Consider the following 17095-nt stretch of genomic DNA (forward strand, 5'->3'; position numbering starts at 1 on the left):
CGGTCGCCCGTAACGAGCGAGCGCGCCTGCGGCGGTCAGCGGGCTGAGCTGCGAGACCAGTTCCAGGACCACCAGTGGTCGGGGTCGAGGTCGTCGACGACGGGGGTTTCGATCTGTGTCCGCAGGTGTGCGGGCAGCGGGTCGAGGGCGGGAAGGATGTCGGGGGACAGACTGCTCAGGTAGTCCGCGTCCAGGCGGCCGCTGGTCTGCCAGCGGTCGATATTGCGTTCGGCGACAAGATATTCCGGATTGATCACCGCGAGGGCGATGAGGGTGGCCAACGCCGCGCCGATCGCGGCGCGCGGCACCCAGCTCCAGTGCAGTCGTGCGATGGCGGCCAGCACGAGAACGTAGACGAGGCCGACCCACAGCTCGCAGGTGGTCACCAGCAGGCGCAGCACGGTGAACCCGTAAGCCTGCTGGTAGGTCCACATCCGGCCCAGTGCGGAGCACACGATGACCAGCGCCAGCACGCTCACCGCGCTCAGCAGGACGCGCAGCGACCGGCGGTCGGCAGTGGTTTCCCGCACCGACCAGTGCAGTACCGCGAGGATCACGGCCAGCGTCAGAACGCTCACCGCCGACAACTGCCAGAAGCCGCTGCGGGCGTATTCGGCATAGGTCAGACCGGCGGTGCGCTGCACGTAATCGTCGCCACCGAACAGTGCGACGAACTGCGCGCCGACGAATACCGCGAACAACACGGTCAGCGCCCCGACCGGCAGCATCCACTCACTGCGTGACCACAGCCGCTGCGGCCGCACCGAATCCGCCGCGCGTGAAGGTGGCCCGGCCAGCACATACAGCGCTCCGAGCACACCTACCGTGACGACAGCGAACAAGAAGATCCACTGCCACATGGCCGGGCCGTCCACGGTCGGGACGAGCCCGTTCAGCAGCTCGGCGAAGGTTGCGTCCGCCCCACCGAGCAGCGGCACGAACACCACCAGCAACGCCGCCGTCGCGGCCACCGAGATCCCGTACCGGCGGATACTCGAGGTCCCCACCGACCGCGACTCCCGCAGCCCCGAGAACGCCCACGGCACCGCCCCGAACGATGCCAACGGCACCGCGAACATGTCGTGCGCGATGCCACGCACACTTCGTCGTCCCAACACCGCCAGCGACCCGGCGACGCATGCCGCGAGCACACACAGCACGAACAGCCAGCCCGCCGCCCGAACCGTTCCCACTCCCAGCAGCACCATCGCGGCTGCCGCCCACCAGGCCCGATCGCCGATCGAAACAGCGCGGGAGGCTGCCGCGACGTCGTCGGCGTTGGACGGTGCGAGTGCACCGGTATCCGAAAGTGGTAGTGGTTCAGCGGTGTTCGTGCTGACTTCGTCGGCCGCAGCCGGCACCGGCGTGGACGGAGCCGGCGCGGGTGACGTTTCGGCCGTCGGTGCGGAATCCGAGGTGGGCTCGGGTGACGGACCGCCGGACCGGGCGCGATAGTCGACGACGCAGAGAGCTCCGGCGATGGCGGTCCCCGCGATCAGCCAGCCGATGCCGGGACGGTCGAGCGGGATCACCGTGGCGCCGATGATTCCGGCGAGTGCCGCGGCCGGGAGGACACCGGGTGGGCGCGCTACCCGCTGCCAGCGTGGGGGGACAGGGGGAATGGGCGGTGGCAGACTCGGCCACGCCGCGGTTCGCAGGTCGGCGGTCCCGGACGGGGCGGCCGGCAATTTCGCGAACGAGACCGAGACGGGCGGTGCGGGCGGCGTGGCCGGGTCCGGCGAGGTCTTGGTGAGCACAGCGGTCGACTGAGTACCGGAGCCTTCCGCATCGCCGCCCACCTGGAGGTCTGCGGCGGTGCTGCCGGAGTCGGGCACGCCGCTCGCGACTGCTTCGCTTGCCGGGTCGGTCGCGGTTGTGGTCGTGTCGGCGCCGGGCTTGTCGGCGGCTCGTGCCGCGGTGTGCTGGTTCTCGGCGGCACCCTGATCGGGCGTCGGCGCCTCGGGTATCGGCTTGTCGGACATAGGTTCCCCTCCTGGAGGTGTGCGGATGCGTCCCGGGACCTAAGTGCCGGGTCGCTGGTTTCGAAGTAGAGGTCAGTCCGTGGGAAGGACGACGCGGATGCGGGAGCCGGGGTCGGCGACAGCGATGGTGCCGCCGTGCAGGTCGATCACCCAGCGGGCGATGGCCAGTCCGAGGCCGGTGCCGCCGCCGTCGGTGCGCCCGCCACGGGTGAAACGGTCGAAGACGGTGGCGCGCTCGGCTTCCGGGATGCCGGGGCCGTCGTCCTGGATCTCGACGACGGTCCCCTCCTGGTGGGTCGATGCCGAGACGCGGACCTCGCCGCCGGACGGGCCGTGCCTGGCGGCATTGTCGAGCAGGTTGAACAGCACCTGATGCAGACGGGCCCGGTCGGCGAACACGGTCGTGCAGCCGGGTTCGATCCCGGTGGTGAACCGGACACCGCGACCGAGCGCGGCGGTCATCACCTCGGCTTCGGCGATCACCTCCGCCAAGAGTGGTGCCAGCGGCAGGTTCTCGCGATCCAGCGTGAACGCGCCCGCCTCGATGCTGGACAGGTCGAGCAGTTCCGAGACGAGCAGGCCGAGGCGTTCGGTCTGGGCCAGCGCGGTGCGCAGCGTCGCCGGGTCGGGTTCGCTCACCCCGTCGACCAGATTTTCCAGCACGGCGTGCAGCGCGGTCACCGGCGTGCGCAGCTCATGGGACACATTGGCGATCAGGTCGCGCCGTTGCCGGTCGGCGGCGGCCAGGTCGGCGGCCATCTGGTTGAAGGCGGTCGCGAGCTGACCCACTTCGTCCCGCGAGGACGCCCGCACCCGGAAGCTGTAGTCGCCCTGGGCCATTCGCCGCGCCGCCGCGGTCATCTCGCGCAGCGGCCGGGTGATCCCGTGGGCGAGGAACTGCGAGGTGAGCAGCGCGATGCCGATCGCGGCCACCGTGGTGCGTGGCGGCAGCCAGCCGATCTTCAGCCGGAAGTACCCGAACGCGACACCGCCCGAACACAACATCAACACGGCCAGCTTGAGCTTGATCGACCGCAGCCGGTCCAGCGGCCGCGGCAGCACGTCGGCGATCCGGTCCATCAATTCCGCGGCGCGGTCGGCGGTCGTCATCGCGCGTCCAGGGCGTACCCGACACCGTGTACGGTGCGGATGAGATCGGCACCGAGCTTGCGCCGCAACGCTTTCACGTGCGAATCCACCGCGCGGGTCCCCGCCGCGTCGGACCAGTCCCAGATGTCCTCGAGCAATCGCTCCCTGGCCAGCACCGCCCTCGGACGCTGCGCGAGCCGGGTCAGCAGGTCGAATTCCAGGGGGGTGAGCCGTGCTTCGGTATCACCGCGCCACACCCGCCGTTCGGCGAGATCTATCCGCAGATCGCCGACGACGATGCTGGTGTCGCCCCGCTCGGCGGCCCGATCCACCCGCCGCAACAGGGCGTGTACCCGGGCGGCGAGCACCCGCATCGAGAACGGTTTGGTGAGGTAGTCGTCGGCGCCGACGCCGAGCCCGATGAGCTGGTCGGTCTCGTCTGTGCGCGCGGTGAGCATGAGGACGGGCATGTGTCGCTCGGCCTGGATCCGGCGGCACACCTCCAGCCCGTCGAACCCCGGCAACATCACATCGAGAACCACCAGATCGGGTTCCCCCGCCAGCGCCGCCGCCACCGCGGCGGGCCCGTCGTGTGCCAGGTCGACGGTGAACCCTTCGGCCCGCAACCGCGCGGCCACGGACTCGGCGATCGTCACCTCGTCGTCGACCACCAGGATCCGGCGTGCCGCCTGTCCTGTCCCGCCCCCACTGTTGTCCATGGTGCGACCCTAGCGAGCGGGTGTGGAGGGTTGCGACGCCAAATGTGGAGATTCTGTGTGGAGTACACTCGCGACGTGCACGAGTGCTTCCGTTCCACCCCGCCGCCCGCCTCCTGAGCGAGGTGCCCCGCCGCGCTCGGTAGTAGCGCGCACCGGCCGAACCGGCCGCCCGTGGTTTCGCTGGGCCGACCCGTCGAGCCTGCTCACTCCAGCACCTCGCTTCTCGCGACCCCCTCACCTTCTGTCGCAGGAGCGCACACCCATGTCTGTTTCGCTGTCCGCCCGCACGGGCACAGCTGATCTCGTCGTCGCCGGAATCCTCTGGGGGACCGGCGGCCTGCTCGGCACCCTCGTTCAACGATCGACCGGTCTGTCCCCGATCGCGGTCGCCGCCGTGCGCCTTGCCGTCGGTGGGCTGCTGCTGGTGGGACTCTGCGTGCTCACCCGCCGGGCGATCCCGCGTGGTGCGCCCGCATGGCGACGCATCGGCGCGATCGCCGTCCTGGCGCCGGTGTTCCAGGGCTGCTATTTCGGCGCGGTGGCACTGTCCTCGGTGAGCCTGGCGACCCTGATCACCATCGGGATGTCGCCGGTCGTCGTCGCGCTGGCCGAGTACCTCACGGGCAGGCGAGCTCTCGATCGCACCCGCGCCTGCGGCATGGCGCTCGCCCTCACCGGCCTCGCGCTGCTGGTCGGCGCACCGGGTGCGGACGGGGCGCGGGCGCTGTGGGGCGCGGCCATGGCGCTGGGTGCGGCCACCGCCTTCGCCGTGCTCACGGTGATCGCCGCGGTTCCGGTAACCGGACTCGACCCCGTCACCGGCACCGGCGTCGGGTTCACCGCGGGCGCGATCCTGCTCGCCCTGCCCGCGGCCATGACCAGCACCGCGCTCGACCCGAATCTGCCCGGCATCCTGGGAGCTCTCGCGCTCGGGCTGTTCCCGACGGCCATCGCGTACACGCGCTACTTCCGCGGCCTCACCGCGGCGGGCGCGGGCACCGGCGCACTGCTGGCGCTGCTCGAACCGCTCACCGGCACGTTGCTGGCGGTGCTGTTGCTGGATGAGCGGCTCGGTCTCGTCGGCTGGTTCGGCGCGGCGCTGCTCTCGCTCGCCCTGGTCACCGCGGGACGCGTGGCCGGGGACCCCGCAGCGCTACGGATCAGGGAACAGGCCGGGTAGTTCCATCGCGTAGGCGAGATCGTCGCGGGTGCCCAGGGTGACCAGCAGGACGCGAATCATGGTCACCCTGGCCTCGGACGCCAGCGCCGGATCGGGATCGCTGCCGGGCTCACTGCCCGCGGTGAGCCGGTAGACGATGTACTCGCACACGTGCAGCGCCGCGTCCAGGTCCAGCGGTGCGGGGATCGGGCGCCCGAGTTCGCCGAAGGTCTTGCGCACCAGGTCGCGAATGTCGTCGAGGGCGCGTTCGCGATAGCCCGATACCACCGAGCCGGGATCGTGCAGCTCGGCGAACAGGGGCCGCAGCATCGGGCCGTGCCCGCGCGCCCAGTCCACATACGCGTCGATCAGCCGGATGCCCAGCTGGACCGGCTCGTCGGTGCCGGCGAGTGCTTCGCGGATGCCGCCGACGAGGCCGTCGTTGGACGCGTCGAGCACCGCGTGCAGCGGCTCGGACGCATTGCCGAAATAGCGGTAGAACGTGGGCCTGGCCAGCCCGGCTTCTTCGATGATCTGGGCGACGCTCAACCCGCGCGAACCGTTGCGGGTGAACACCGCGGCGGTCGCCTCGATGATCCTGGCGCGGACTTCCTCGGCCTGCTCCTGGGTCTGCGGCGGGCGCCCGCGACGCACCGTCGTCGCTTCCTCGGTCATCGCACCTCCCTCACCGCTGGTCCTCGCGCACTGAAAGCTTGACACGAACCAGGGCGCTGGCATTAATCTAACACTAGTGTTCAGTAAATAACCTGAACGTGCGCGACCCGTTCCGCGCGATCCATCTGTTGAGGAGAAGGGCCGACAATGACGACAGCCCCCGAGCTGACCGCCGAACCCACCGCGCTGCCCGCCGCGCTGGTCAAGCCCCTGTTCGAGCGCGGCGTCGCCGGTGGCGCACCGTCGGTCGCGGTTTTCGCGCCGGCCACCGGCCACAAGATCGGTGACCTGCCGCAGTCCTCGGTCGCCGATATCGAACGTGCCTTCGCGGTCGCCCGGCACGCGCAGCGCGACTGGGCCAAGGTCCCGGTGAAGCAGCGTGCCGAGATCGTGCGCCGCTTCCACGACATCGTGCTCGCCGAGCAGGACACCATCCTCGACATCGTGCAGACCGAGACCGGTAAGTCCCGGCCGCACGCCTTCGACGAGATCGCCGACGTCGCGCTGAACGCGCGCTACTACGCCACCGTCGCGCCCAAACTGCTCGCCGACCGCAAGCCGCGCGGCGTGCTGCCGGTACTCACCTCGGTCGAGGTGCACAACCGGCCCAAGGGCGTCGTGGCGGTCATCTCGCCGTGGAACTACCCCCTGGCGCTGGCCGCCTCCGACGCGCTGCCCGCCCTGATCGCGGGCAACGCGGTCATCGCGCGCCCCGACAACCAGACCGCGCTCACCGCGCTGTGGGCCATCGACGCCGCCGAGCGGGCCGGGCTGCCGCGCGGTCTGTGGCAGGCGGTGCTCGGCCGCGGCCGGGAGATCGGTGGCGAGGTGATCGCGCGCGCCGACTACGTCGACTACACCGGTTCCAGCGCCACCGGCCGGACCATCGCCCAGCAGGCCGGCGAGCGCCTGATCGGTTACTCCCTCGAGCTCGGTGGCAAGAACCCGCTGCTCGTGCTGGCCGACGCCGATGTCTCCAAGGCCGCGAAACTGGCTGTGCGCGCGTGCTTCTCGTCGGCCGGTCAGCTGTGCGAGTCGATGGAGCGTATCTACGTCGACGCCACCGTGTACGACCAGTTCGTCGCGGAATTCGTCGGCAACGTCAAGAACATGTCGCTCGGCGGCGAGCTCGACTACAGCCGGGACATGGGTTCGCTGACCTTCCAGCGTCAGCTCGACACCGTCAGCGGGCACGTCGACGACGCGGTCGCCAAGGGCGCCAAGGTGCTCGCCGGTGGCCGTGCCCGCCCGGATCTCGGCCCGTACTTCTACGAGCCCACCGTGCTCGCCGACGTGGCGCCCGGCATGACGGTCTACCGCGAGGAGACCTTCGGCCCGGTCGTCTCGGTGTACAAGGTCGACTCCGACGAAGCTGCCGTCGAGGCGGCCAACGACACCGCCTACGGCCTCAACGCCAGCGTGTGGAGCCGGGACGTGAACCGCGGCAAGGAGATCGCCGCCCGGATCAACGCCGGCTCGGTGAATGTGAACGAGGGTTTCAGCGCCGCGTGGGGCAGCGTCGACGCGCCCTCGGGTGGTCTCGGCATCTCCGGCCAGGGGCGCCGCCACGGTCCCGAAGGCTTGCTGAAGTACATCGACACCCAGACCATCGCGGTCCAGCGGGTGCTGCCGATCGCGCCGCTGCCCGGCATGTCCGAGCAGATGTGGGCCAAGACGATGACGCTGGTTTTCGGTGTCATGAAGACGCTGCGCCAGAAGTAGATGCGGCAGAAGTAGCAACACGAGCAGGGGTAGGTAGCGAGAATGAAGTTGGAAACGGTCGCAGGCAAGCGGGTCCTCATCACCGGTGCCGCCATGGGACTCGGCAAGTTGTTCGCCGAGAAGGCCGTTGCCGAGGGCGCCGACGCGGTAGTGCTGTGGGATATCAACGAGTTGGCGCTGCGCGAGACCGCGGCGCAGCTGACCGCCGCGGGCGGCAAGGTGCACCACTACGTGGTGGACGTGTCGTCGCAGGACTCGATCCGTGAGGCGGGCGAGGCGGTGCGCAAGGAGGTCGGCGGCATCGACATCCTCGTCAACAACGCGGGCATCGTGCGCGGCAACACCTACTTCTGGGAAACCGAGAACCGCGCCGACATCGACAAGACGATGGCGATCAACTCCTTGGCTCCGATGTACGTCACCCTGGAGTTCCTGCCCGGCATGGTCGCCGGTGCCGGCGAGGGGCGCGTGCTCAATATCGCGTCGTCGGCCGGTCTGGTCGCCAATCCGCGCATGGCCGTGTACGCGGGGTCGAAGTGGGCCGCGCTGGGCTGGTCGGATTCGGTGCGCCTCGAGCTCGAGCAGGCGGGCCACGACCACGTGAAGGTCACCACGGTCTGCCCGACCTACATCAACACCGGCATGTTCGACGGCGCGAAGGGCATTCTGTTCACGCCGATGCTCGAGCAGCACGAGGTCGTCGACACCTCGTGGTCGGAGATGAAGAAGGGCGGCGCCCTGGTGGTGCTCCCGTGGACCTCGCGGATGAACCGGGCACTGACCGGTCTGCTGCCGATCAAGGTTCGCGACTTCTACCTGAACGCGGTGGGCGTGTACCACTCGATGGATCAGTTCACCGGACGCAAGTAGGCATTCGGGACGGGTGCCCCCGTCGACGGGTCGCGCAGGCGATCGGTCGACGGGGGCATCGTCGCGTCCGGCGGCAGTGCGCGCGGCCTCGTCGACGGGCTACTGATCGGTCTCGACGGTCGTGGTGTCCACGCGATCAGCGATCCCGGGTGCCGAGAACCACCGTGGCGTAGTACTCCTCGGACTCGGCGACGCGCGGCGTGAGACCGTGCGCGGTGAGCACCGAACACGCGGTGTCGACCTGCCCCGCCCCGGTTTCCACCAATACCGTGCCGCCCGGCGCCAGCCAGGTGGCCGCCCCTTCGGCGACCCGGCGGAACACGTCGAGCCCGTCCGCTCCACCATCGAGCGCGGCGAGCGGCTCGTGCTCGCGTGCCTCCGGTGGCAGATCCGCGACTCGGGCACTCGGCACGTACGGTGTGTTCGCGAGCAGGATGTCGATGCGCCCGCGCAGGTCGCCCGGCAGCGCGTCGAACAGGTCACCGCCGAACACCGGCGCGCTGATCGGCGCGAGATTCTCGCGCGCGCAGGCGACGGCGACGGGGTCGATATCAGCGGCGACGAGCTCGACATCGCACCCACGTGCGGTGAGCTCGGTCGCCGCGCACAGCCCCAGTGCCCCACAGCCACAACACAGGTCGACCACGCAGGCTCGCGCCGTGTCCGGCGCGACGCCGTCGACCGCCTGCTCCACCAGGAACGCCGTGCGCTGACGCGGTACGAAAACGCCAGGACGCACCGCTACCCGCTGCCCCCGGAATTCCACCCAGCCGAGCAGATATTCGAGCGGAGTCCCCGAGACCCGCTGTCCGACCAACGCATCGAGGCGCCCAGGATCGCCGCCGGCCGCCTCGATCAGCAGCGCGGCCTCGTCCTCGGCGAATACACATCCCGCGCGCCGCAACTCGACGACCACCTCGGGAAAACCGGAACCACTCATGCGCCGATTGTTCCTGACCGGGCAACCGAATTTTCACCGCCGGTGACGGTGGCGGCGCGACGAATCAGCGCGCGGTGTCCAGTTCGAAGGTGCGCGTCGCGTCGAGATAGATCCCGCGCTGGGCGTTGCGCGCGGGCGGAGGCAATTGGGAAACCAGCTGTTCGAGCGAGGTCGTGGCGCCGACCACGGTCGTCCCCGCGACGATGAAGTCGGCGACCGCGCGCCGAATGTGATTCGGCGAGGTCACCACCACCGCGCTGGTCGCGCCGAGATCGCGCAGCAGTCGCGTGCTGAACAGCGCGTTCTGCACGGTCGACCCGGCCCGGTCCTCCACATGGATCCGATCGCCCGGCAGCCCGCGCGCCACCAGCCAGCGCCGCATCGCCTCGGCCTCGGAGATGCCGTTCTGCGGATTGCCGCCGGTCACGATCACCGGTGAGAACGGTGCGGCGATCGCCTGCAACCACGCGGCGGTGAGCCGGTTCTCCAGCTCCGGGCGCAACGCGCCGTCGGGCAGCAGCCCGTAGCCGAGGACCACGATGCCGGTCTGTGGACCGACGAGCGCGGGCAGCGGGTTGGGCAGGGTGGCAGCGGCCGCGGTCACCGCGTGCAGCACGCGATTGGTGCCCGCCGCCATGCCCGCGTCGATACCGCCGAGCCGGGCCAGGGCGTCACCGACCGCGGCTCCGTCACCCGCGTAGTGCGACCAGATCGCCTGCAGCGCGAGCGCGTCGGCATCATGGGGATCGGCGGCGATCAGGGCACGCAGGTCGGCGCGTCCCGCGGCGTCGTCACCGTCGGTGAAGTGGCGCTGTGCCGAGTTGTAGAGCGCGGCCACATCGGCTTCCGCGGCGGCCGGGCCGACCGTGGTGCCGGTCAGCGCGGCGGTCGCCACGACAGCGGCGGCCAGGTGTTTCCAGTGTTTCGAGATCTTCACGACAGTCGCAACCCTTCCCGCGAACGGTTCGGTACGTGCTGGCAGAGCAGAGCTGCCGACACCCTACGACCGCCCGTCCGGACCGCGGTGGACCTCGACCAGCTTGCGCGCGTCGCGGCCCGGCGCCACGTCGCCGGTCCGGCGGCGGATAAGGTGTCACACCGTGGATACCGCTTCGCTGACCGGCAAGGAACTCGCCGCCGCCATCAACGCCGACTCGAAGGAGCGCGCGGCCGCGCTCACCGCCGCGGGCACCGCGCCGACGCTGGCGCTGATCGTCGCCAACGACGACCCGGCCAGCGCCTGGTACGTGAACTCCCTGCGCAAGGCGGCCGAACGGCTCGGAATTGCCTGCGAGCGCATCGATCTCGGCGCCGACGCGAGCGCCGAGGCGATCCGCGCCGAGCTGAGCGCGCGCAGCGCCGACCCGGCGACCGACGCGATCATGCTGCAGACCCCTCTGCCCGCGGGCGTGAACCTCGACGACGTGAGTTCGGCGATCGCCGCGACCAAGGACGTCGACGGTGTCAGCCCGCTCTCACTCGGCCTGCTCGCGTCCGGCCTCGACGGTTTCGTCCCCGCCACCTCCGAAGCCGTCGTCGAGCTGCTGAAGCATCACGGGATCGCGCTGCAGGGGCGTCTGGTCACCGTGGTCGGCCGCTCCAACATCGTCGGAAAGCCCCTCGCTCAGCTGCTGCTCGCCGAGAACGCGACCGTTACCGTCGCGCATTCACGCACCGCCGATCTGGCCGCGGTGACGACTCCCGCCGATATCGTGGTCGCCGCGGCGGGCCGGATCGGCCTGGTCACCGGTAAGCACATCGGCGACGGCGCCGTGGTGGTCGACGTGGGTACCAACGAGGCCGCGGACGGCAAGATCGTGGGCGATGTCGACGCGGCGTCGGTCACCGGTAAGGCCGCGGCGCTGAGCCCGGTGCCCGGCGGTGTCGGCCCGGTGACCACCGCGTTGCTCATGCGCCATGTGGTCGTCGCGGCCGAGAAAGCACGCGCCTGAGCATCTTTCGCGATTCGCCCGCGGGATCTACCCGCGGGCGAAGTCGATACCGTGTGGTCTCGGCGCGACAGCGCGTCGAGACCCGTCAACGGCGGTAGACCAGCGGCCGCCTGCTGATCGAGTGCGGACCATGGTCGGTGCCGAGGCGGCCGTAGTCGAGACCGGCCCGCGTTTCGGAGCTAGCGGGGTGCCGCTCCGAATGACGTGATCAGCGTCTTGTTGCCGACCTCGGCGGTCCCCACCAGCTGTGGTGTGTAGGTGCTGGGGGCCGAATCCGGTCGGAACGCGGTGATCTTGACCAGGTACTGCCCGGTGTAGGCGCCCGGGGTGATCTCCACGCAGTGCGTAGTTCCCACCGGAGTGGAGTCGATCCCGGCCTGGATGGCGGCCGCAGACGGCGCCACGGCACCTGGTGCCACGAGGGTCCGTGCTTCGTCGCCGGAGCGCGCGACGTAGTAGGCGTGCTGGAAGGCCATGATCGCCGCGATTCCGGACTCGGTGCCGCCCGCGCCGTTGCCCCGCACCATGGCACCGATCTGTTCGGTGGGGCACTCGGCCGTCACCGGGCTCGCCGAACTCGGGATGAGCGGGGTGCTCGCCGCCGTGGAAGCCGGTGCGGGCCCGCGCAGTTGGACATAGGTGCCGCCGAGGAGCACAGCGCCTGCCACCGAGGCGACCAGTGGTGCGACCCAGCGGGGCACCCGCCGTCGCTTGGAGCGGTCGATCATCCGCGCGAAGACTTCGTCGTCACCGTTGTAATCGGGTGCGGCACGCGAGGATTCGTCGTCGGCGCCGTTGTCGGTGTCGTGTGATGACAGGGCGTCCGTCTCCGGGTAACCGGGTGCGAGGCGTGGTGGGAAGGTGTCCGCGCCGAGGTACTCGGGCGCCGGGTGCGGCGGGAAGGTATCCGGACCTCGGTAGTCCGCCGCGGGGCGTGGCGGGAAGGTATCCGCACGGTTCTCGGGTGCGGGGCGTGGTGGGAAGGTATCCGCACGGTTCTCCGGCGCGAGGCGCCGTGGGAACGTGTCCGCGCCGCTGGTCGGCACGGCCGCCGGGCGCGGTGGGAAGCTGTCCGCACCGGGGTACTCGGGTGTGGGACGCGAATGCCAGGTCGACGCGGCGTCGTAGCCGGGCCTCGGATGTTCGAGGGCCGCCCACGCGGGGCCGGGGGCGGTGACGATCGGGAGTTGATCGGTGTCGGGGCCGTTGTCGTCGATCGAGAACGCGGTGTCCGGGAGGCGGTGGCGCGCACCGGGATCGAATTTCCCGCCGACCACGGGCAGCCGATCGGTGACGGTGGCGTCCGCCGGGACGACGGGAACGACCTCGTCGTGTTCGGCGTCGCGAAGCCGGGCCGCCGAGATGACCGGAATACCGGCCGGTGTCGTCGGCCCGCCTTCTATCCGGTGGCGGGCGCCGCCGGCGGGCTGATCGCTCGCCCGGCGGGGCCGTGGCGCGCTCAGGTCGCGGGACCGCCGAATCGGGGTGACAGCCGCGAGCGGAGCACCGGCCGATCCCGGGTCGTGCTGTCGAGCCCCGATCGGTCTGTGCGCTTCCGGTCGATCCATCGCCCCACCTTCATCAGGCTCGTCGCCGTCAGGGTATGTCCCGCAACGATTTCGTTACGGGCACGATACTGCCCTGACGGCGCGTTCGCCGAATGCCACGAGGGAAAATGTTTACCAGTGGATATAGACCTCATCGCCGATGCCGACATTCTCGTAGTACCAGGCGGCGTCGTCGGGTGCGAGGTTGATGCAGCCGTGGCTCACATTGGCGTTGCCCTGCGAGTCCACCGACCACGGAGCCGAGTGCACCATCACACCACCCCAGGTGAGGCGCACGGCGTATTCACCGTCGATGATGTAGCCCTCGGGGTCGTCGAGCGGGATGCCGATGGTCCGCGAGTCGAACACCACCGACCGATCCTTCTCGAGCACGCTGAACGTGCCGGTGGGAGTTTCGAAGCCGGGCTTGCCCATCGACGCGGGCATCACCCGCACTACCTGTCCACCCTGGCTGACGGTGAAGGTGTGCGTCGACAGGTTGGCCTCGGCGTAGGTGCCACCGCCGTATTGGGTGCGCTGGCCTCCGATCAGGTCCGCGGACGCGGCTCCCGACCAGGCTGCGGCCAGTATTGCCGCCATGATCGCGACGAACAGGACACGAAATGCGCTCCTCATAAACGCCACCCCTTCACTCACTCGTAGGCGGATCCCAAGTCTAGGCCGCCATGATCAACTCGACCTATCGAAGTGGTAACGGCCGACGGGCTCAACGGTGTGTCGTCTTGCGTTCACGCAGGTCGGGGCCCCGATAAACCGTTCTCACTTCGAGACCGGTGACAGCGGGCGCCCCGGTTGCGGCACCGGGGCTGGTTCGGCGGTGCGCGCGGCATCGAAATCGGCTCTGGCGGCGGTGATCTCCGCGTGGTGGTCGACCACCCAGGCACCCATCGCCTGGCTGATCCGCCCCAGATCCGCCCCGAGCGCGGTGATGCTGTACTCCACCCGGGGCGGCATCGTGGGGAACACCTCGCGCCGGACCAGGCCGTCGCGTTCCAGGTCGCGCAGCGTTCGGGTGAGTACCTTCTGGGTGATGCCGTCCAGGCGCCTGCGCAAGGCGTTGAAACGCACCGGCCCGCCCGCCTCGCGCAGGCTGCCGAGGACCAGCAGCACCCATTTGTCGGCGAGTACCGACAGCAGTTGCCGCGCGGGGCAGTCCCGCAGGAACGCTTCGACCGAACTCTGATCCCCACTGACGGTATCCACGGGGTACCACGGTATCCGAAAGGTGCCTACTACCGTTGGGACACCACTCGGCGCAGACTCGGCGGTATGTGGCAGATGATGCAGAGATCCTTCGGCGGTCCGGACGTCTTCGAAAGGGCAGAGGTGCCACGGCCGACACCGGGGCCGGGGGAGGTGCTGGTGCGCGTCGTGGCGACCAGCGTCAACGCCGCGGACTGGAAGGTGCGCAGCGGTGTGATCCGGCGGCTGGGGGAGCCGCCGCTGGTGCTCGGGCTCGATGTGTCCGGGATCGTCGCCGCCGTGGGCGACAAGGCGACACGTTTCGCGCCGGGAGACGCGGTATACGGCATGGTGTTCGGCGGCGCGAACGCGGAATACGTAGTGGCGCAGCAGAATCGACTGGCCCGCGTGCCCGTCTCGATCGACCCGGTGCACGCGGCCGCCCTGCCGGTGGCCGGGGTCACCGCCTGGCAGGCACTGTCCTCGGTGCGGCCGGGCGAGCGGGTCCTGGTGCACGCGGCGGCCGGTGGTGTCGGGCATCTGGCGGTGCAGATCGCCGCGCGACGCGGCGCGTCGATCGCGGCCACCGCGCGAACCGGCAATCACGCCTATCTGCGCGAACTCGGCGTCACCGAACCGATCGACTACCGGACCACCGATTTCACCGCCGCGGTGCGCGAGGTCGACCTGGTGGTGGACCTGATCGGCGGCGACTACACGGATCGATCATTGACCGTCCTGAGCGAAACCGGACAGGTGGTGGCCGCCGAAGGTCCCGCGACACACCCGGATTCGCGCGTGCGCCGACTCTATGTCGATCCGACGACGGCCGTGCTCGACGAGCTCGCGGCGACGGTCGACCGAGGGGAGCTGACCGTCGACATCGCGCAGATCCTGCCGATCACCGAACTCGCCGCCGCGCATCGGCACAGCGAATCCGGTCGGGTCCGCGGCAAGATCGTGCTCACCGCGGACCGCTGACTCAGCCGCGGACCGCGTGCAGCACGTCGCCGTGCAGGGCGTCGGCGCGGGCGGCGATGGTATCGACGCGCAACAGCGCGGCGGCGAACGGGTCGCCGAGGTCGGCGGGCAGCGAGCCGACGTTGATCTCGATATTGAGCTGCGAACTCATCGCCGCGGCGCGGGCGGCGTCGGCGGCGGCGCCGATATCGGTGACCACGTTCGGATTGCCGATCGGCAGCAGTTCAGCGGCCAGCGAGAGGATTTCGTCGGCTTCGTCGACCACGGCGGCGGGCACACGCGCGGCTTCGACGAGTGCCGCGTTGATCGCCGCGGTGCGGGCGGCGATCTCGGCGTCGGTGTCCTTGGGCAGCTTGTAGGCGGCGCCGACGGCGGTGAACGCGGCCGCGTCGGCATCGGCGAGCGCGAGCGACCTGGCCAGCGCGGCGTCGGCGGCCACGATGATCTGGTCGATCACCGGCCGGTTCTGCGCGTCCTTGGCCCGGGTGGTGTAGCGCGCCACCATCGCCACCAGCGCGGCGGCCTGCGCGGCGTGCAGCGCGGCCACGGCCCCGCCACCGGGGGCGGGCACCTTCGCGGCCAGCTCCGACAGGTAGTGCTCCAAGGTCACCGAACCGAAGGAGGGGGCGATCTGCTGCGGCGACACGGTGGGCTGCGACACGACGGGGTGGCCTTTCGATGCGGCGAGAATTGCGTGGAATCTTCCCCCCCAACGCTACCGCGTGCCCGCCCACGCACCCCGCTCGACCAGCACCTGTGCCGACAGACCGACCGGTCGGGGTGTGCGTGTTGTCCGGGGCTATGTTGGGTGCATGCGGATCGGATTGAGCATCAACTACACGGACGGTTTCAAGGAGACGGCGGCCGAGGTCGCCGACCTGGAACGCGCCGGCCTCGACATCGTCTTCGTGCCGGAGGCGTACTCGTTCGACGCGGTGAGCGCGCTGGGCTTCCTGGCCGCCCGCACCGAGCGGGTGCAGCTGGCCTCGGGCATCCTGCAGCTCTACACCCGGACCCCCAGCCTCACCGCGATGACCGCGGCGGGCCTGGACTACGTCTCCGACGGCCGTTTCATCCTCGGCATCGGCGCGTCGGGTCCGCAGGTCATCGAGGGCTTCCACGGCGTCCCCTACGACGCCCCGATCGGGCGCACCCGCGAACTCCTCGAAATCTGCCGCACGGTGTGGCGCCGCGAGAAGCTCAACTACCAGGGCAAGTACTACCAGATCCCGCTGCCCGCCGAGCGTGGCACCGGCCTGGGCAAAGAGCTCAAGCTGATCAATCACCCGGTGCGCGCGGATATTCCGGTGCTGCTGGCCGCGCTCGGCCCGAAGAACGTGGAGCTGGCCGCCGAGGTCGCCAACGGCTGGCAGCCGATCTTCTTCCTGCCGGAGAAGGCGAAGGACGTGTGGGGCGACGCGCTCGCCGCGGGCAAGGCCAAGCGTGATCCCGCGCTGGGCGAGCTCGACATCTTCGCCGGTCCCGCACTGGCGATCGGTGAGAACGTCACTCCGCTGCTCGAGTTCGTGAAGCCGCACCTGGCGCTCTACATCGGCGGAATGGGCGCCAAGGGCAAGAACTTCTATCACACCCTCGCCACCAAGTACGGCTACGGCGAGGCCGCCGACCGCATCCAGGAGCTGTACCTGGCGGGCGACAAGCAGGCCGCGACCCAGGCCGTGCCCGACGAGCTGGTGCGCGACGTGTCGCTGATCGGCCCGGAGAGCTTCGTGAAGGAACGCATCGCCGCGATGGCCGAGGCGGGCGTCACCACGCTCAACGTCACGCCGATCGCCGAGAACGCGGCCGGTCGCGTGAAGCTGATCGAGCAGCTGCGCTCGCTCTGCTGACACCCACCGACGACAAACGCGCCGCCGTCCGGAGATTTCCGGGCGGCGGCGCGTTGTGTTGTGTCAGGACGTGAACGACGCCAGGGCGGCGTCCAGGGTGGTGTGCATGGCGAACACCTGGTCCAGGCTCGTCATCTTCAGCTGACGGCTGGTGGCGGGTCCGTCGGCCACGACCGCGATCGAGGTGGTCTCGCCTGCCCGCTGATGTGCGGCGACCAGCGTCGCCATGCCCGCCGACGCCAGGAACCCGACCGCGGTCAGGTCGATCACCAGCGCCGCCGGTTTCTCGGCCAGGATGGCCTCGATGGTGGCATCGAGCGCGGGTGCGGTCGCCAGGTCGACCTCGCCGGTCACCGTCAGCACCGTGACGCCGTCGTGTACCGCCGTCGTGGTGGTCATCGTGTCC

At 70.0% G+C, this 17095-nt stretch carries 16 protein-coding genes and 1 pseudogene; 6 read left to right on the forward strand and 11 right to left on the reverse strand.

Annotated features, from left to right (window positions below; translation table 11 throughout):
- Window positions 1–35 precede the first annotated feature (35 nt).
- The 3 genes from ACFTS5_RS04305 to ACFTS5_RS04315 all read right to left on the reverse strand — a co-directional run bounded on the left by ACFTS5_RS04305 (window position 36) and on the right by ACFTS5_RS04315 (window position 3790).
- Window positions 36–1982: a DUF4153 domain-containing protein gene (locus ACFTS5_RS04305; protein WP_378627287.1), complete on the reverse strand. Its 1947-nt coding sequence runs from the start codon at window positions 1980–1982 to the stop codon at window positions 36–38.
- A gap of 72 nt (window positions 1983–2054) precedes the next feature.
- On the reverse strand, window positions 2055–3092 hold the full coding sequence (locus ACFTS5_RS04310; RefSeq protein ID WP_378627289.1) for an ATP-binding protein: 1038 nt from the start codon (window positions 3090–3092) through the stop codon (window positions 2055–2057).
- Window positions 3089–3790 carry a response regulator gene (locus ACFTS5_RS04315; protein ID WP_378627290.1) on the reverse strand — a complete coding sequence of 234 codons (702 nt, stop codon included), beginning with the start codon at window positions 3788–3790 and terminating at the stop codon, window positions 3089–3091. Before ACFTS5_RS04315 ends, ACFTS5_RS04310 begins: the two co-directional genes overlap by 4 nt.
- Window positions 3791–4052: 262 nt before the next feature.
- On the opposite strand from ACFTS5_RS04315, the gene ACFTS5_RS04320 reads away from it, so the two are divergent.
- Window positions 4053–4970 carry a DMT family transporter gene (locus ACFTS5_RS04320; RefSeq protein WP_378627291.1) on the forward strand — a complete coding sequence of 306 codons (918 nt, stop codon included), beginning with the start codon at window positions 4053–4055 and terminating at the stop codon, window positions 4968–4970.
- Here the strand turns inward: ACFTS5_RS04320 and ACFTS5_RS04325 are convergent.
- Window positions 4944–5624, reverse strand: a complete 681-nt coding sequence (locus tag ACFTS5_RS04325) for a TetR/AcrR family transcriptional regulator (protein ID WP_378627293.1) — start codon at window positions 5622–5624, stop codon at window positions 4944–4946. The two genes, ACFTS5_RS04320 and ACFTS5_RS04325, sit on opposite strands and share 27 nt — an antisense overlap.
- 147 nt (window positions 5625–5771) lie before the next feature.
- Between ACFTS5_RS04325 and ACFTS5_RS04330 the strand changes: the two genes are divergently transcribed.
- Both ACFTS5_RS04330 and ACFTS5_RS04335 read left to right on the forward strand, forming a co-directional pair.
- Entirely contained in the window at window positions 5772–7346 is a 1575-nt protein-coding gene (locus ACFTS5_RS04330) for a succinic semialdehyde dehydrogenase (RefSeq protein ID WP_378627294.1), read from the forward strand.
- Between the two features lie 42 nt (window positions 7347–7388).
- Window positions 7389–8216 carry an SDR family NAD(P)-dependent oxidoreductase gene (locus tag ACFTS5_RS04335; protein WP_378627296.1) on the forward strand — a complete coding sequence of 276 codons (828 nt, stop codon included), beginning with the start codon at window positions 7389–7391 and terminating at the stop codon, window positions 8214–8216.
- Window positions 8217–8352: 136 nt separating this feature from the next.
- On the opposite strand, the gene ACFTS5_RS04340 is transcribed toward ACFTS5_RS04335, so the two are convergent.
- Window positions 8353–9156 carry a putative protein N(5)-glutamine methyltransferase gene (locus ACFTS5_RS04340; RefSeq protein WP_378627297.1) on the reverse strand — a complete coding sequence of 268 codons (804 nt, stop codon included), beginning with the start codon at window positions 9154–9156 and terminating at the stop codon, window positions 8353–8355.
- Between the two features lie 64 nt (window positions 9157–9220).
- Window positions 9221–10093, reverse strand: a complete 873-nt coding sequence (locus ACFTS5_RS04345; protein WP_378627298.1) for a YdcF family protein — start codon at window positions 10091–10093, stop codon at window positions 9221–9223.
- 163 nt (window positions 10094–10256) lie between these two features.
- Here ACFTS5_RS04345 and ACFTS5_RS04350 point away from each other — a divergent pair, with 163 nt between their 5' ends.
- A complete protein-coding gene (locus tag ACFTS5_RS04350) occupies window positions 10257–11108 on the forward strand; it encodes a bifunctional 5,10-methylenetetrahydrofolate dehydrogenase/5,10-methenyltetrahydrofolate cyclohydrolase (RefSeq protein ID WP_378627299.1) in 852 nt (283 codons plus the stop codon).
- A gap of 179 nt (window positions 11109–11287) precedes the next feature.
- Here ACFTS5_RS04350 and ACFTS5_RS04355 read toward each other — a convergent pair whose 3' ends face one another.
- The 3 genes and pseudogenes from ACFTS5_RS04355 to ACFTS5_RS04365 all read right to left on the reverse strand — a co-directional run bounded on the left by ACFTS5_RS04355 (window position 11288) and on the right by ACFTS5_RS04365 (window position 13879).
- A complete protein-coding gene (locus ACFTS5_RS04355; RefSeq protein ID WP_378627301.1) occupies window positions 11288–12676 on the reverse strand; it encodes a hypothetical protein in 1389 nt (462 codons plus the stop codon).
- Window positions 12677–12787: 111 nt separating this feature from the next.
- Window positions 12788–13204: pseudogene (locus tag ACFTS5_RS04360) on the reverse strand (L,D-transpeptidase); the annotation flags it as partial.
- Between the two features lie 231 nt (window positions 13205–13435).
- Complete coding sequence (locus ACFTS5_RS04365; RefSeq protein WP_378627303.1) at window positions 13436–13879, reverse strand: winged helix-turn-helix transcriptional regulator; 444 nt, start codon at window positions 13877–13879, stop codon at window positions 13436–13438.
- A 75-nt stretch (window positions 13880–13954) separates the two neighbouring features.
- Here ACFTS5_RS04365 and ACFTS5_RS04370 point away from each other — a divergent pair, with 75 nt between their 5' ends.
- The gene (locus tag ACFTS5_RS04370) at window positions 13955–14839 is read left to right on the forward strand and encodes an NADP-dependent oxidoreductase (protein ID WP_378627304.1); all 885 of its coding nucleotides are present in this window, start codon (window positions 13955–13957) and stop codon (window positions 14837–14839) included.
- Between the two features lies 1 nt (window position 14840).
- On the opposite strand, the gene ACFTS5_RS04375 is transcribed toward ACFTS5_RS04370, so the two are convergent.
- Window positions 14841–15500, reverse strand: a complete 660-nt coding sequence (locus ACFTS5_RS04375; RefSeq protein ID WP_378627306.1) for a cyclodeaminase/cyclohydrolase family protein — start codon at window positions 15498–15500, stop codon at window positions 14841–14843.
- Window positions 15501–15651: 151 nt separating this feature from the next.
- Here ACFTS5_RS04375 and ACFTS5_RS04380 point away from each other — a divergent pair, with 151 nt between their 5' ends.
- Window positions 15652–16689 carry an LLM class F420-dependent oxidoreductase gene (locus tag ACFTS5_RS04380; protein WP_378627308.1) on the forward strand — a complete coding sequence of 346 codons (1038 nt, stop codon included), beginning with the start codon at window positions 15652–15654 and terminating at the stop codon, window positions 16687–16689.
- Window positions 16690–16752: 63 nt separating this feature from the next.
- On the opposite strand, the gene ACFTS5_RS04385 is transcribed toward ACFTS5_RS04380, so the two are convergent.
- Complete coding sequence (locus ACFTS5_RS04385; protein WP_101468711.1) at window positions 16753–17088, reverse strand: STAS domain-containing protein; 336 nt, start codon at window positions 17086–17088, stop codon at window positions 16753–16755.
- Window positions 17089–17095 lie beyond the last annotated feature (7 nt).

Origin of the sequence: Nocardia sp. NPDC056952 (assembly GCF_042674185.1) — a bacterium.
GTDB lineage: Bacteria > Actinomycetota > Actinomycetes > Mycobacteriales > Mycobacteriaceae > Nocardia.